Source organism: Pseudooceanicola sp. HF7 (assembly GCF_011806405.1).
Taxonomy (GTDB): domain Bacteria; phylum Pseudomonadota; class Alphaproteobacteria; order Rhodobacterales; family Rhodobacteraceae; genus Pseudooceanicola.
The window spans coordinates 1-14,137 of the sequence record NZ_JAATOW010000060.1; the positions used below are offsets into that span (position 1 = coordinate 1).

Consider the following 14,137-nt stretch of genomic DNA (forward strand, 5'->3'; position numbering starts at 1 on the left):
CTCCGTGTCGCCGTTCGGTTCGATCCCGCTGCCCTTCTTCACCTCTCCGAAGCCGACGACCGCGCTGTCTTCTCCGCGCACGCCGGCGATCACCAGCCCCGGAACCCCCGTGTCGAGGAAGAAGATCTGGCCGGTGAATCCAAGGGTCTCCTCCAGCAGCGGATCCGCGATCGCGGAGGCCGCCGGCAGGCTGAGCGCCAGCGTCATGGCGGTGAAGAGGTGTTTCATGAAAGTCCCTTTCTCTGTTGTGTCCCGTTTACCTTGGTGGGGGTTTTTATTGCAGAGCCTGCCGCGCGCCATCGTCGGCGCAGTGTTTTCTGCGCCCGCGAAGGTTGTTGCAGCGGCTCGTGATTCCCGTCCCTTGGCGGGATCGTATACGATCCGCTGCGATGTGTCTGCGGTTTGTCGGGACGGACATGGGCATCGCCCCGGTGCTGCCCGGGACGTTCCAGCCGCTTACGAGCGGACTTATGTCAGTGATCATGCATTTCGTGCGCGGCGAGCCGGGAAAATGGGCTGGCGCAAGAGGTTTGCAGCCTTCGCCGCGCGGGCGGAAGCGGTTCGCTTATCCGTATGAGATGTTGACTGAAGGTGCGCCGTGCAGTGCGGTGCGGGCCGCCGGCGGGGCCGGCGGCGGGCGGCACTGTCAGGCGAGGGGATGGGCCCTCAGGCCTCCCAGCGGCCGGAGAAACCTTCCGGGATCTGCAGGATATCGCGCGTGACCTCGTTGATGTCGCGCTGACCGCAGAGCGCCATGGAGGTGTCCAGTTCCTTGGCGATCACCTCCAGCGCCTGGCGCACGCCGTCTTCGCCCAGGGCCCCCAGGCCGTAGACGAAGGCGCGGCCGATCATCGTGCCGTCCGCCCCCATGGCCTTGGCCTTGAGCACGTCCTGGCCGGAGCGGATGCCGCTGTCCAGGAAGACCTCTGTCTCTCCGCCGACGGCCTGCAGGACGGGGTCCAGCATCCGGATGGAGGAGAGCGCGCCATCCAGCTGGCGGCCGCCGTGGTTGGACACGACGATGGCGTCGCAGCCCACCTTGGTGGCCATGATCGCGTCTTCGGGGTCCAGGATGCCCTTCAGGATCACCTTGCCGCCCCACATGTTCTTGATCTCTTCGATCTTCTTCCAGTCCAGGCGGGTGTCGAACTGCTCTGACGTCCAGGTGGAGAGCGAAGAGGTATCCTCCACGTCCTTCACATGGCCGACGATATTGCCGAAGCTGCGCCGCTTGGTGCCCAGCATCTCAAGCCCCCAGGACCAGCGCGTGGCCAGGTCCGCGATGGTCTTGGCGGTCATCTTGGGCGGGGCGGAGAGGCCGTTCTTGAGGTCCTTGTGGCGCTGGCCCAGGATCTGCAGGTCCAGCGTGATCACGAGGGCAGAGCAGTTCGCGGCCTTGGCGCGTTCGATCAGGCGGCGGACGTAGTCCTGGTCCTTCATGGTGTAGAGCTGAAACCAGAAGGGCTTGGTCGTGTTCTCGGCCACGTCCTCGATCGAGCAGATGGACATGGTGGAGAGGGTGAAGGGCACGCCGAAGGCCTCGGCAGCGCGGGCGGCCTTGATCTCTCCGTCGGCGCGCTGCATGCCGGTCAGCCCGACGGGGGCCAGGGCCACGGGCATGGCGACATCCTGGCCGATCATCCGGGTCTTCAGGCTGCGGTCGCTCATGTCCACGGCGACGCGCTGGCGCAGGCGCAGGTCGTGGAAATCAGAGGTGTTCTCGCGGAAGGTCTGTTCGCTCCAGGAGCCGCTTTCGCAGTAGTCGTAGAACATCTTCGGCGCGCGGCGCTTGTGGAGCCTCTTGAGGTCGTCGATGCAGGTGATGACGGGCATGAGCACTCTCTTTCTTCGTCTGCGCGCTGTGGTCAGGTTTTCTTACCAATGTGGATCAGAAGGGGCAAGAGAGCGGCGGGGCCTGCGCGCTGCAGGACGGGGTTTGCGCGTGGAGTGGCGCGTGAATGTTGAGCGCCGGGGGCGGGGCCGGGGGCGCGGGGGCGCAGCCACCCGACGCCCGTCGCCCGTTCGATGCGGGCGGCGGGTGTTCCCCCCGGTGGGAGTGCTGGAGGGGGGCAGGAGGGGGATTGCGGGCGCGGGCCTGGTCGGGTATGGCGATGTTATAACGTAACATGCATAGTGGAGCGACCATGCCAGAGCCTGATGCCAGATTACCCGTCACCGTCCTTTCCGGCTTCCTGGGGGCGGGCAAGACCACCTTGCTGAACGATGTGCTGAACCGGCGCGACGGGCGGCGGGTGGCGGTGATCGTCAACGACATGTCCGAGGTCAACATCGATGCCGACCTTGTGCGCGACGGCGGGGCAGAGCTGAGCCGGTCAGAGGAAACCCTGGTGGAGATGACCAACGGCTGCATCTGCTGCACCCTGCGGGAGGATCTTCTGACAGAGGTGCGCCGGCTGGCCGAAGAGGGGCGGTTCGATTACCTGCTCATCGAAAGCACCGGCATTTCAGAGCCGCTGCCCGTCGCGGCCACCTTCGAGTTCCGCGACGAGGCCGGGCGCAGCCTGGCCGACAGCGCCCGGCTGGATACCATGGTGACCGTGGTGGATACGGTGAACCTGCTGAAGGATTACGCCAGCCACGATTTCCTGAAGGATCGCGGCGAGGTCATGGGCGAGGGCGACGAGCGCACGCTGGTGGATCTGCTGGTGGACCAGATCGAGTTCTCCGACGTGGTGGTACTGAATAAGGTCTCCACCGCGGAGCCGCAGCAGCGCGAGGCGGCCAAGCTGATCGTCAAGGCGCTGAACCCGGATGCGCGGATCATCGAGACGGATTACGGGCAGGTCCCGGCCGAGGCGATCTTTGACACCGGGCTGTTCGATTTCGAGCGCGCCCATGATCACCCGCTCTGGGCCAAGGAGCTTTACGGCTTTGACGAGCATATTCCGGAGACGGAGGAATACGGCGTCTCTTCCTTTGTCTACCGCGCGCGGCGGCCCTTTGATCCGACCCGGGTGCATGACGTGCTGAACGGGTCGCTGCCCGGTGTGATCCGCGCCAAGGGGCATTTCTGGATCGCCACGCGGCCCGATTGGCTGGCGGAGTTTTCCCTGGCCGGGGCGCTGTCGAGCGTGCGGCCCCTGGGGCGCTGGTGGGCCACTGTGCCCGAGGGCAGCCGCCCGGAACACCCCGAAGCGCAGGCCTATATGGCGCGGCACTGGCAGGAGCCCTGGGGCGACCGGCGCCAGGAGCTGGTCTTCATCGGGGCCGGGATGGACCGGGACGCGATCACCGCGCGGCTGGACGCGGCGCTGGTGGCAGAGGAGTTTTTCCTGCCGGAGGTCTGGCGCGGCCTGCCGGATCCCTTCCCCGGCTGGCGCCAGGCGGGCTGAGCCATGGGGCTGCCTGTTGTGCGCAATTCCGGCAACAGTGCCCTGGCGCGACGGCGGCGGGCGCGCGATCCCATGGCGGTCTATGATCGTCTGCCGCCGGAGGTCCGCGCCTGGCTGGCGCAGGCGGCGCTGCCCTGGTCGCCGGATTCCGCCCTGCGCTGCTGGCGCGCGGCGCTGGGGCGGACGGGCGGCTGCCCCGAGGCCGCGCTGCGCGAGATGGATGCGCGCGAAGCCGGGCGGCTGGCCGCAGAGCGCAAACGGGCCGGGCCGGCGCTGTCCGCGGGCCGTGGATCATGAGTTTTCCTGGCAAGAAGAAAGAGCAGGGGCGGCCCTGACGGGCTGAGGGCGTCCCTGCTGGATCGGGAGCGCCTTTCGCGGGGGGGGCCGCCCGGGGCGGCGGCCCGGGCGCGGGGTCAGGCCGCGTGGGCGCCGTCCGCGAGGGTCTTGACGAAGGCCAGCACCTCTTCGGCGGATTTGCCCTGGCCGATCATGTCGACGATGGCAGAACCCACGACCGCTCCGTCCGAGATCGAGGCGATGGTCTGGGCGCGTTCCGGCGTCTTGATGCCGAAGCCCACGATCACCGGCAGGTCCGTCTTGGCCTTGATGCGCGCCACTTCCGGGCCGACCGCATCGGAGTCCGCTTCCGCGGCCCCGGTCACGCCCGTGACCGAGACGTAATAGACGAAGCCCGAGGTATTCTGCAGCACCTTGGGCAGGCGCTTGTCATCGGTGGTGGGCGTGGCCAGGCGGATGAAGTTCAGGCCGGCCGCCTGGGCGGGAATGCAGAGTTCGTCGTCTTCCTCGGGCGGGAGGTCGACGATGATCAGCCCGTCGATTCCGGCCTCCTTGGCCTGCATCAGGAAGGCCTCAACGCCGCGGGAATAGATCGGGTTGTAATAGCCCATCAGGACGATCGGCGTGGTGTCATCGCCTTCGCGGAAGGCGCGGGCCATGGCGAGCGTGCGATCCAGCGTCATGCCGCCGTCCAGCGCGCGTTGGCCGGCCAGCTGGATGGTCGGGCCATCGGCCATGGGATCGGTGAAGGGCAGGCCCAGTTCGATCACGTCCACACCGGCGGCGGGCAGGCCCTTCATCACCGAAAGGGAGGTGTCCATGTCCGGATCGCCGGCCATGATATAGGCCACGAAGCCCTTGCGCCCGGCGGCGCGAAGCTCGGCGAATTTGGCGTCGATACGGCTCATGTGCTTCCCCTGTCACGTCTGTCGTCCGGTTTCGCAAAGGGTGTGGCGGAAAAGCCGGAGGGAGGCAAGGGGGCAGGGTGGGGTGCGGGGGGCCGGGGCAAGCGGATGTGGCGCGATCCGGGCCGGCGGGGCTGCCTTCCGGGGCGTCGGAATGTGCCTCTGGCCCGGATTCACGCGGGGCGCGGCGCACGCAGCGCTTGCGGCCTCTGCCCCTTGGATTTATGAGGCGCGGGACGTCAGGGCCGGATCGGCAAAAAGGAGCGTGGCAATGGGTTTCAAGATGGGCATCGTGGGTCTGCCGAATGTCGGCAAGTCGACCCTGTTCAATGCATTGACCAGGACCGCTGCCGCGCAGGCCGCGAACTTCCCCTTCTGCACGATCGAGCCCAACGTGGGCGAGGTCAACGTGCCGGATGCGCGCCTGGACCAGCTGGCCGCGATTGCTGGCTCCAAGCAGATCATCCCCACGCGGATGACCTTTGTCGATATCGCCGGCCTGGTGAAGGGCGCCTCCAAGGGCGAGGGGCTGGGCAACCAGTTCCTGGCCAATATCCGTGAGACGGATTCGATCGCCCACGTGCTGCGCTGCTTCGAGGACGGGGATGTGACCCATGTCGACGGCCGCGTGGATCCCGTGGCGGATGCCGAGACCATCGAGACCGAGCTGATGCTCGCCGACCTGGAAAGCATCGAGAAGCGCCGCGCCGGGCTGGTCCGCAAGCTGAAGGGCAACGACAAGGAGGCCCAGCAGCAGGATCGCCTGCTGGCCGCCGCGCAGGCCGCGCTGGAAGACGGCAAGCCCGCCCGCACGGTCGAGGTGGATGCAGAGGACGCGCGCGCCTGGAAACTGCTGCAGCTGCTGACCTCCAAGCCGGTGCTTTATGTCTGCAACGTCTCCGAAAGCGACGCGGCAGAGGGAAATGCCCATTCGCAGGCCGTGGCGGAAATGGCCGCGGGGCAGGGCAATTCCCATGTCATCATCAGTGCCCAGATCGAGGAAGAGATCAGCCAGCTCGAGGATGACGAGGCAGAGATGTTCCTGTCCGAGATGGGGCTGGAAGAGCCGGGCCTGGATCGCCTGATCCGCGCCGGCTACGAGCTGCTGCACCTTGAGACCTATTTCACCGTCGGCCCGAAAGAGGCCCGCGCCTGGACGATCCGCACAGGCACCAGCGCGCCCCAGGCCGCCGGCGTGATCCACGGCGATTTCGAGAAGGGCTTCATCCGGGCCGAGACGATCGCCTTTGACGACTTCATCGCCTTCAAGGGCGAGAGCGGCGCCAAGGAAGCCGGCAAGATGCGGGCCGAGGGCAAGGCCTATATCGTCAAGGACGGCGACGTGCTGCACTTCCTGTTCAACACCTGATCCGCGGCTGTTCCGCGGCTGAACCGTGGAACAGCGAAACGGAAGAAGACATCAAAAAGGCCGGCGCAGGGGCATCCCGCGCCGGCCTCTTGCTTCAGCCTGCCCTGAAGGGGCGGGCTGGGCGGCGGAGCTGCTCCCCGGGGGGAGGCCCGCCGCCCCTTGGCTGGTATTACCGCACGACGTGGACGATCTGGCGATCCGTATCGACCAGCACGCGGTTGCCGTTCACATAGGCATAGCGGTAGTCGCTTTCCGGGATCTGGGCCAGCGTCACGCCCTCGGGGATTCCTGCGCCCACGGCGACTTCACCGTTCAGGTAGACCGGCTCGACCGGGTGTTCGGTGACATAGGTCACGGTGTCTTCCGGCACGGAGGCGGCGCCAGCGGCGGTCCCCAGCAGGATGCCCCCGGCCACGGCAGCCGGGCCACCGATCAGCGACATGGCAAGCGCACCTGCGGTCACGCCGCCGGCCACGGCCGTCGCGTCGCGGCGGTCTTCATTCGCATCGACCGTTTCGATATCCAGCGCGGTGATGTTGTCATAGACGACGACCGGCTCCTGCTCCTGGTCGAGCGAGGCGGTGAGGTAGGGCGCATAGGCCCAGCCCTCGGTGCCGTCGAAGCTGACCTTGCACCATTTCAGGGCCTCGGCGCATTGCTCGACCGAGACCATCTCTTCACCGGGGATCACGTCCAGGATCTCTGCCGTCGGAGCGGGGCCTGCGCGCAGGTTCAGATCTGTGGTGGCGGTGGCATTCGTGGCGGCGATGCCGGAGGTGGCGGTGAGAATGGCGGCGGTGCTGAGACCTGCGAGCTTGGCGTACATTGTATCGTCCTTTCCTTGTGCGCCGGCGTCTTCTGGCCGGGGCGCTGGGTATGGTTTGGGCCGGCGAACCGTCCCTGCGATGGGGGCACAACGGCCGGTCTGCGGGATCGGTTCCGGGCGGCTTCCAACCGATCGGCGGGGTCTTGCCGGGCCGCCGCGAAACAGGCGGATCCGGGCCAAGTGGCTGCCCCCGCGTCATGTCAGTCCTTCGGGGATCTGCTGCCGGGCGGCGCCCTGGCGCGGCCTCCTCGCCCCCCTTTGCTGCACGGTATGGCGCTGGCAGGGTCGCGCGATCCGGGCGGCGGCTTTTCCTTTCGGAAGCGGGCAAAGGAGTGAAAAGCCGGTGCAATTTGCTCTTGTCACCCGATCCCGACCCCATTAGACGGGTCAGCGGAGACGTGGCCGAGTGGTCGAAGGCGCTCCCCTGCTAAGGGAGTAGGCCCGGAAGGGTCTCGTGGGTTCGAATCCCATCGTCTCCGCCATAAGCCCTTGAAACATGGGTGCTTCCCTAGATCATTCACCTGAGATGATGTTCGTCTAGGGAGCGGCGCGGTTACCATTTGGTAATTCTCAATTGAGGTAGTAGGCACTTCGACGCTGCTAGCTACTTTCGTACGCCCCTAACTTGGCTCTGGGGATGAGTGCTCTCATTCAGCTCACAGATGACTCTGTTGCACAAATCGGGTGATGGCCGAAGTTCCCCTTGTCCCAGACGGACTTATCCCACAACTTCCGTGACGGGTATTCCGAGCGCGGTGTAGCCGTTCAGGATAGCGATGCGGACCTGGAGCTCTGCGACCTGTCGGTCGAAGTCCCGCGCCATAAGGCGCTGCCCCAGCAACTTCACTCAGTGCATCTTCGTCTCAGCGCGGCTTCGGCGGTGGTATCCGCTCCATTGTCGCCAGAGCGCGCGGCCCAGGTATTTCGCCGCGCGCAGGGCCTCGTTTCTAGGCCAGCCTTTGTCCGCCATTGGTCCGAGGGCAATGGCGAGCGCCCCGGCGGTGATGGTCTTCCAGGGCTTCGCGTTCTTGCGGGGCGGGATGACGGCATTGGCGCCACGGTCGGCAATAGCGTCGTGGCATTTACGTGTGTCTTGGGCACCGGCGGCGGTGACGCTGCCGATCCGCTCGTCCGTCGCGATCTGGCCGAGCAGGTCGGGTAGCACCGGGGCATCCACTGCCCGGCAGGCGCATCCGCAGGATGCTGCCGAGAGGGGCGGATGTGGCTCCCGGTTATCTCGACAGCGCGGACCTCCAGTGTTTCCTCATCAATCCCGAGATGGATCTTGCGCCAGACGCGATGTTTGGGACCGCCATGCTTGCGGGCGTGCCATTCGCCTTCGCCCTCGACCTTGATGCCGGTGCTGTCCGCTGCCCGGCAGGGCATTGCGCAGCAATGTCCCGAGAGGGATCAGCAGGTGCAGCGGCCTCTTGGAGCCGCGATACGGGATGTTCACGGCCAGGGTCTTCTGGCGCCGGGACAGGGTGCTGAAGTCGGGCACCGTCCAGTTGAGGCCAACCAGCCGCAGCAGGCTCTCGACGAACCCAGTCGTCTGCCGGAGCGCCATGCCGAACAACACCTTCATCGAGAGGCACGTCTGTATGGCGGCATCGCTGTAGGTCTGCTGCCGGCCACGTCTGCCTGTCGGCGCGGCCTCCCAACTCATATCGGGGCCGAACCAGATCGTCAGCGAGCCCCGACGCTTGAGCGCTTCATTGTAGGCTGGCCGGTTCCTGGTCTTGTAGGTCGGGGGCGTAGGTTTACTCATGCACACCAGCTACCACTCTGGATTCATGAGATGAATCCCACACGGGATTTATGCAACAGAGCCCATCAGAGCCCGAAAGATTCATCAGGGATCCGATCCACCAAATGCCGGGACTGAACACCTAGCGAGGTCTCTGGCTTGCTCACGCGATCATCTTTCATCTCTGCTCAGCCTATATTCGACGCCAGGCCGGGCCAATGCAATGTGCTATTCGCCCGGTCCACCTGCCTGGTGCGCGCCTGCGCGCTAGATGCTTCCGTGATGCCTGCGCATGTCGCGGGCATGGCGCGAAAGCGCGAGATAGCGATAGAGACCATGCACGAACTTGCCGTAGGGCATGCTCAGGAAGAAGGTGAGCACAGCACCCAGATGCAGGGCCAGCAGCGGGCCGAGCAGGGGCGTCTCACCCAGAACCCGCAGGGCCAGGCCGCTCCCGCCGGTGACCCTCAGCCTCAGGATGAAGCCGACCTCCATGCCGCGGAATCCTGACGCGCCCAGCTCCTGCATTCTGCTGCGCTTGGCGCTCAGCAACCCAATGGGGCCGATCACGAGGCCGATGCCGCCGGCGATGCCCAAAAGCGCCGGGCCGCTGTGCCAGGCGTAGGGCGCGTGCCAGCCGAAGACATAGTGGTAGACCGTCGCAAGCGAGGTTGCCGCGAAGCAGAGCAGGAAGCCGTAGAAGGTGAAGTGGTGCCAGAGCCGCCGCCGATCGGTGGGCTGCTCGTCCTCGTTGAAACATCCCATGCCACCGCCATCGAGATAGCGCAGCTGTGCGGCGTCGCGGGTCGCCTGGGCGTGATCGGTGGCGCCGACCTGCGGGGTGCCGGCGTCGCGCCAGAAGGCGCGGGCGCCCATGAATACGGCGAGCAGCATCCACAGGAACGCGGCACCGAAGAGGGCGATCATCGCCTCGTGCGGCATCATCGCGTAGAACCTGGTATCATCCAGATGCGCTGTCAGCAGGGCCCCGGGCTCGTTCAAGGCGACGAATCCAAGGATGAAGAGCGCGGTGATCAGGGTCATGCCGATGGCCAGCGCCGTGCCGTGGCGGGCAAACAGCGGTCTGGCGGCCTTTGGCCAGGCGTAATGCGCGTAGCTTTCGGTGCGGACCTGCGCCAGCGTCCCGGGGACGTTTACCGCGAATTCATGCGGCGGCGTGAACTGGCAGTCGTGGTAGCAGGCGCCGCAATTGTGGCAGAGATTGGCGAGGTGGTTCAGGTCGCCGTCGCTGAAGGAGCGCTTCAGCTCCATCGCCGGGAACACCGCGCAAAGCCCTTCGCAGTAGCGGCAGGAGTTGCAGACCGTCATCAGCCGGTCGGCTTCGGTCAGGGCGGGGGTGCTATGCGACATGGGCGGCGGCCCCCTCTCCGGCGAGACGTCCGAAGACGGCTCCGATGGTCATTCCGATCCCGGCGGCGTAGCCCTGGCCCAGCACGTTGCCGGCCATGATCTCTCCGGCCGCGAACATGTTCTCGGCCGGGCGGCCATCCTGCATCACCATGCGGGCGCGGTCGTCGACGCGCACCCCGAGATAGGTGAAGGTGATGCCGGGGCGGACGGGGTAGGCATAGAATGGGGGGGTCTCGATTCGCTGGGCCCAGTTCGTCTTGTCGATTTCCAGCCCCTCGGTCCGGTTGCCGTCAGGTTCAACGTGGTTGAAGGGACGTCCGCCGACCACCGAGGCATTGAAGGTCTCGACTGTCTCGCAAAGCTGCGCCGGGTCGAGTGAGAGCTTGTCGGCAAGCTCGGCGATGCTGCCGGCCTCGACCGGCGGGTAGAGGGATGGCATGAACTTCTCCAGGTTGGGCGCGTCGAAGAGGATCCAGGCGATCTGGTCCGGCTGGTCGGCCACGAGGCGCCCCCAGATGGCATAGCGCTTGGGCCAGATGTCCTCTCCCTCGTCGTAGAAACGTTCGGCGCGCTTGTTCACCACGATCCCGAAGACAACGCAGTCCAGACGCGTGATGATGCCGCCGTCAAACTTTGGCGCCCGCGCGTCGATGGCCACGGCATGGCATTGGGTGGCGTCGCCGATCTGGCGCACGCCCTTGTCGATCAGCGCGCGGGTCAGGCTGCCCTTGTTGTAAGGCGTGCCGCGGATCAGGAAGTTCTCGGCCCGCTCGCCCCAGCCCTGCTTGAGCCAGTCGATATCCGCCTGGAAGCCGCCGCTTGCCGCAACGAGGGTGCGCGCCTCGATCCGGGTCTCGCCCGACGGGGACTGCACCGTCGCGGTGCGGAAGCTGGCGCCCTCGATCTCGACATCGGTCAGCTCGCTCTCGTAGCGAATCTCGACGCCCAGGCCCTCGGCCGTGCGATAGAGCGCGTTCAGCATGGAGCGCCCGCCGCCGAGGAAAAAGGAGTTGGTCCGCCCGAGGCTGAGGGTGCCGCCGAGCGAAGGTTGAAACCGCACGCCCTGCTGCTGAATCCAGTCGAGCATCTCGTAGGACTTGTCGATCATCATCCGCGACAGGGCTTCATCCGTGTTGCCGGAGGTGACGCGCAGCAGGTCCTGCATGAACTCGTCGCCCGTATAGGGGCCTGTCAGGGTGCCGGTGGCGGCGTCATGGGCACAGCGCATGTTGCGTGTGTGGCGGGTGTTGCCCCCGCGATAAAACTTCGGGGCCTTCTCCAGCACGAGCACGCTGCACCCGGCCCTGCGTGCAGCGATGGCGGCGCAGAGGGCCGCGTTGCCGCCCCCTGCCACCAGGACATCCCAGGCCGCCATCACGCGTGATCCATCACGCGGACCAGGGCCGGGAAATAGGCATCGCCAAATCCGGCCTCGCGGGCCTTTTCCATCCGCGCCTGCGCCAGTTCGGCGCCATGGGCGCGCAGGCCGGTCAGGTTGGCCAAGTCCAGCGCATAGCTGACGTCCTTCAGGGCATAGTCCGTGGGGAAGGCGCCGGTGGGGAAGACATCCGGCAGCATCGCCTTCATGCCGTGGTTGCGAAGGGCGAAACTGTCGGCCGATCCCTTGGCCAGCGTGTCGAACAGCAGCGCATCATCGACGCCAGCGGCGCGGCCAAGGCACAGCGCCTCGGACAGGGCCACCACTGTCTCGAACAGCACCATGTTGTTGAGGATCTTCACCACCTGGCCGCAGCCGACCGGGCCGCAGTGGGTGATGTCGGTCGCCGCATGGGCCAGCAGCGGGCGGATGGTGTCAAAGTCCGCGTCCGAGCTGCCGACCATGATCGACAGGGTGCCGTCCTCGGCCGCCTGGCGGGTGCGCGCGACGGGCGCATCGGCAAAGCCCATGCCCTTGGCGCGCAACTCCTGCTCGAGATCGCGCGACAGGCCGACCGGGGAGGTGCTCATGTCCACCACCAGGAGCCCCTCGCGGCCATAGGGCAGGATCTCTTCGCGGACCACCTTTTCGACCTGGGCGCCGCCGGGAAGCGACAGGAACAGGATGTCGACCTTGGCCGCCATCTGGCCCACGCTTTCGGCGGTGCTTGCGCCATAGCCGACCAGCCGCGCGACGGGCTCCGCCGACAGGTCGAAGACCTGCATCTGCGCGCCCGACTTCACCAGCATGTTGCGGCAGATCGGCTCGCCCATCACGCCGAGGCCGGCAAAGCCGAGGGTCAGCGGGGAGGTCGAAGAGGGGGTGTCGTTGGTCATGCTTGGTCTCCTTGGGGAACGGGAATGGACAGGATCGAGGTGCCGCAGAGCGATCCGAGGAAGGCGCGGCTTTCGTCCGTGGAAAAGGCGATGGAGGCGATGTTTCCGAGGCGGCTGTCGCCGGTGTCGTAGAAATGTTCCCGGCCCATGCGGCCCTCGGCCAGGGCGCTTTCGACCCTGTCGACCAGGGCTTCGTCGCAGTCTTCCAGCACCAGTTGCGCCTGGCCGTCGGGGGCCACGCGCCACAGGCGGTTCGAGACGATGCAGGTGACCCAGAGATGGCCGGCGCGGTCATAGCGGATCCCGTCGGGAAAGTCGCCGCGCCCGAACTGCACCAGGGTGCGGCGGTTGCTCAGCCCGTCGGGGCCAAGGTCGAAGCGGGTGATCCGGCGCGAGAAGGTCTCGGAAATCACGAGGCCCGTGCCGTCGGGCGTCAGCCTGCATTCGTTGGCAAAGCAGATGTCGTCCGCGAGGATCCGCGCCTTGCCGTTCTCGACCAGCACGATCAGCCCGTCGGCCACCTTGTCCGAATAGGCGTTGAAGCGCGGCTGCTGGACGGTGCTGACGGTGATCCACATCCGCCCCGAATCGTCGGTCATCACGAAGTTCGCGGCCGCCAGGGGGACGCCCTCGGCCTCCATGACCTCCAGGGTCAGGGCCTGGTCCGTCCCGAGCCGCCAAATGCCGCCGCCTTCGCCGATGTTGGCGATCAGCACGCTGCCGTCCGGTTGCGGCGCGATGCCGTTCGGCACCAGTTCGGCGCCATTGGCGATCGCCGGGGCAGGGCCGCGCGTCTCGATCTGGCCATCCGGCGCGATACGGCTGATGCCGCGCGCCCTGTGGGACACCAGCAAGCCGCCATCGGCGGTCACATGGACTGATTCCGGGCGGTCGAGGTCATGGCCTATGTGTGTGATGTCTTTGACCGAAAGGATCGGCAGCCGTGCCGTGTCTCTCATGTCGGGCCTCCTGTTGGGTATTCAGTTTGGTCTTTTTTTGGCGGGGTTGAGGCGCCGCCAGGAAGGGGCGCCGCCTTCAATGTCTGATTTTGAGAAGATTTATCTTGCATTCTCGATCTGTGGCTCGCTACTTAATAGACCAATTGTTCTGTTAGGCGCAACAGCGGAGCCGTCATGACCAACCAAATTCTGGCAACCTTTGCCCGCTTGCCTGCGCAGTTCGCCAGCCACCCCCAGCTTGTCCGGCGCGCCGGGCGCGCGAAGATCGTGGTCCTGCTGGAAGCCGGTTCCCGGGGCCTGCGGCTGCGGCTTGATGAGGGGGTGCTCACCTGCCTGCCCGGGCAGGGTGTGATGCAGGGTTGGGACCTAGCGTTGCGGGCAGAGCCTGACGCCTGGCGCGATCACTGGCAGGCCGTTCCCGCGCCTGATGCCTTCGATATCCTTGGCCTGGTGCGGCACGGGCGCATGCGGATCGAGGGCAATTTTACCCCGCTCATGCGTCACCTGCAGGTCGTGAAGGACATCCTTGCGTTGCCGAGGGCCGGAGCATGAGCGCACAGTTCGATCCCATCATCGGGCGCTACCTGCGGCTGGATCTGGGCGGGCGTCCGCATCGTCTTTATGTCGAGGAAGCGGGGCAGGGCATTCCGCTGCTTTGCCTGCACACGGCCGGCGCGGATGGTCGCCAGTACCGCGACCTGATGCTGGATGAGAGCGTGACAGCGCGTTTCCGCGTGATCGCCTTCGACATGCCCTGGCATGGCAAGTCCAGCCCGCCCGAAGGCTGGCAGGACGAGGAATATCGTCTGAGCACCGACTCCTATGTTGGGATGATCCTGGATTTCTGCGCGGCGCTCGACCTTGAACGCCCCGTGGTGCTTGGCTGCTCTATCGGGGGCCGGATCGTGCTCCAGCTTGCCGCCGATCATCCGGAGCGGTTCCGGGCGCTGATCGGCGCGCAGGGTGCCGCCTGGCAGGACCCCTGGTACGACACGGACTGGCTGCACCGGCCCGATGTTCATGGGGGAGAGGTCTG

Annotated in this window: 13 protein-coding genes, 1 tRNA gene and 1 pseudogene; 6 read left to right on the plus strand and 9 right to left on the minus strand. The window is 66.3% G+C overall.

Annotated features, from left to right (window positions below; genetic code table 11):
- Both HCZ97_RS20020 and HCZ97_RS20025 read right to left on the minus strand, forming a co-directional pair.
- On the minus strand, window positions 1-228 hold a 228-nt coding region (locus tag HCZ97_RS20020), incomplete at its 3' end, for a hypothetical protein (RefSeq protein WP_217701834.1).
- A gap of 438 nt (window positions 229-666) precedes the next feature.
- On the minus strand, window positions 667-1,833 hold the full coding sequence (locus HCZ97_RS20025) for an alpha-hydroxy acid oxidase (RefSeq protein WP_167690884.1): 1,167 nt from the start codon (window positions 1,831-1,833) through the stop codon (window positions 667-669).
- A 311-nt stretch (window positions 1,834-2,144) separates the two neighbouring features.
- Here HCZ97_RS20025 and HCZ97_RS20030 point away from each other — a divergent pair, with 311 nt between their 5' ends.
- On the plus strand, window positions 2,145-3,353 hold the full coding sequence (locus HCZ97_RS20030) for a GTP-binding protein (protein WP_167690885.1): 1,209 nt from the start codon (window positions 2,145-2,147) through the stop codon (window positions 3,351-3,353).
- A gap of 3 nt (window positions 3,354-3,356) precedes the next feature.
- The gene (locus tag HCZ97_RS20035; RefSeq protein ID WP_254871626.1) at window positions 3,357-3,650 is read left to right on the plus strand and encodes a DUF6525 family protein; all 294 of its coding nucleotides are present in this window, start codon (window positions 3,357-3,359) and stop codon (window positions 3,648-3,650) included.
- Window positions 3,651-3,766: 116 nt separating this feature from the next.
- On the opposite strand, the gene trpA is transcribed toward HCZ97_RS20035, so the two are convergent.
- Complete coding sequence (gene trpA, locus HCZ97_RS20040) at window positions 3,767-4,558, minus strand: tryptophan synthase subunit alpha (protein WP_167690886.1); 792 nt, start codon at window positions 4,556-4,558, stop codon at window positions 3,767-3,769.
- A gap of 268 nt (window positions 4,559-4,826) precedes the next feature.
- Here trpA and ychF point away from each other — a divergent pair, with 268 nt between their 5' ends.
- On the plus strand, window positions 4,827-5,924 hold the full coding sequence (ychF, locus tag HCZ97_RS20045) for a redox-regulated ATPase YchF (RefSeq protein ID WP_167690887.1): 1,098 nt from the start codon (window positions 4,827-4,829) through the stop codon (window positions 5,922-5,924).
- 169 nt (window positions 5,925-6,093) lie between these two features.
- Here ychF and HCZ97_RS20050 read toward each other — a convergent pair whose 3' ends face one another.
- Window positions 6,094-6,750, minus strand: a complete 657-nt coding sequence (locus tag HCZ97_RS20050; protein WP_167690888.1) for a DUF1236 domain-containing protein — start codon at window positions 6,748-6,750, stop codon at window positions 6,094-6,096.
- 392 nt (window positions 6,751-7,142) lie between these two features.
- Between HCZ97_RS20050 and HCZ97_RS20055 the strand changes: the two genes are divergently transcribed.
- A tRNA-Ser gene (locus HCZ97_RS20055) sits at window positions 7,143-7,232 on the plus strand.
- 236 nt (window positions 7,233-7,468) lie between these two features.
- Here the strand turns inward: HCZ97_RS20055 and HCZ97_RS20060 are convergent.
- The 5 genes and pseudogenes from HCZ97_RS20060 to HCZ97_RS20080 all read right to left on the minus strand — a co-directional run bounded on the left by HCZ97_RS20060 (window position 7,469) and on the right by HCZ97_RS20080 (window position 13,101).
- A pseudogene (locus HCZ97_RS20060) lies at window positions 7,469-8,518 on the minus strand (IS5 family transposase).
- Between the two features lie 246 nt (window positions 8,519-8,764).
- The gene (gene tcuB, locus HCZ97_RS20065; protein ID WP_167690889.1) at window positions 8,765-9,868 is read right to left on the minus strand and encodes a tricarballylate utilization 4Fe-4S protein TcuB; all 1,104 of its coding nucleotides are present in this window, start codon (window positions 9,866-9,868) and stop codon (window positions 8,765-8,767) included.
- Window positions 9,858-11,243: an FAD-dependent tricarballylate dehydrogenase TcuA gene (gene tcuA, locus HCZ97_RS20070; RefSeq protein ID WP_175581794.1), complete on the minus strand. Its 1,386-nt coding sequence runs from the start codon at window positions 11,241-11,243 to the stop codon at window positions 9,858-9,860. The genes tcuB and tcuA overlap by 11 nt, the downstream gene beginning before the upstream one ends.
- On the minus strand, window positions 11,243-12,142 hold the full coding sequence (locus HCZ97_RS20075; protein ID WP_167690891.1) for an NAD(P)-dependent oxidoreductase: 900 nt from the start codon (window positions 12,140-12,142) through the stop codon (window positions 11,243-11,245). The genes tcuA and HCZ97_RS20075 overlap by 1 nt, the downstream gene beginning before the upstream one ends.
- The gene (locus HCZ97_RS20080; protein WP_167690892.1) at window positions 12,139-13,101 is read right to left on the minus strand and encodes an SMP-30/gluconolactonase/LRE family protein; all 963 of its coding nucleotides are present in this window, start codon (window positions 13,099-13,101) and stop codon (window positions 12,139-12,141) included. Before HCZ97_RS20080 ends, HCZ97_RS20075 begins: the two co-directional genes overlap by 4 nt.
- A 174-nt stretch (window positions 13,102-13,275) precedes the next feature.
- Between HCZ97_RS20080 and HCZ97_RS20085 the strand changes: the two genes are divergently transcribed.
- Both HCZ97_RS20085 and HCZ97_RS20090 read left to right on the plus strand, forming a co-directional pair.
- Window positions 13,276-13,653, plus strand: a complete 378-nt coding sequence (locus HCZ97_RS20085; RefSeq protein ID WP_167690893.1) for a hypothetical protein — start codon at window positions 13,276-13,278, stop codon at window positions 13,651-13,653.
- On the plus strand, window positions 13,650-14,137 hold a 488-nt coding region (locus tag HCZ97_RS20090; protein ID WP_167690894.1), incomplete at its 3' end, for an alpha/beta fold hydrolase. The genes HCZ97_RS20085 and HCZ97_RS20090, both read left to right, overlap by 4 nt.

What these genes read in the sequence shown, in the direction of transcription:
- HCZ97_RS20075 (WP_167690891.1), bottom strand. Translation starts at nt 12,142, where the DNA reads ATGACCAACGACACCCCCTCTTCGACCTCCCCGCTGACCCTCGGCTTT.
- HCZ97_RS20085 (WP_167690893.1), top strand. Translation starts at nt 13,276, where the DNA reads ATGACCAACCAAATTCTGGCAACCTTTGCCCGCTTGCCTGCGCAGTTC.
- HCZ97_RS20025 (WP_167690884.1), bottom strand. Translation starts at nt 1,833, where the DNA reads ATGCCCGTCATCACCTGCATCGACGACCTCAAGAGGCTCCACAAGCGC.
- tcuA (WP_175581794.1), bottom strand. Translation starts at nt 11,243, where the DNA reads ATGGCGGCCTGGGATGTCCTGGTGGCAGGGGGCGGCAACGCGGCCCTC.
- HCZ97_RS20080 (WP_167690892.1), bottom strand. Translation starts at nt 13,101, where the DNA reads ATGAGAGACACGGCACGGCTGCCGATCCTTTCGGTCAAAGACATCACA.
- ychF (WP_167690887.1), top strand. Translation starts at nt 4,827, where the DNA reads ATGGGTTTCAAGATGGGCATCGTGGGTCTGCCGAATGTCGGCAAGTCG.
- HCZ97_RS20030 (WP_167690885.1), top strand. Translation starts at nt 2,145, where the DNA reads ATGCCAGAGCCTGATGCCAGATTACCCGTCACCGTCCTTTCCGGCTTC.
- HCZ97_RS20035 (WP_254871626.1), top strand. Translation starts at nt 3,357, where the DNA reads ATGGGGCTGCCTGTTGTGCGCAATTCCGGCAACAGTGCCCTGGCGCGA.
- trpA (WP_167690886.1), bottom strand. Translation starts at nt 4,558, where the DNA reads ATGAGCCGTATCGACGCCAAATTCGCCGAGCTTCGCGCCGCCGGGCGC.
- tcuB (WP_167690889.1), bottom strand. Translation starts at nt 9,868, where the DNA reads ATGTCGCATAGCACCCCCGCCCTGACCGAAGCCGACCGGCTGATGACG.
- HCZ97_RS20050 (WP_167690888.1), bottom strand. Translation starts at nt 6,750, where the DNA reads ATGTACGCCAAGCTCGCAGGTCTCAGCACCGCCGCCATTCTCACCGCC.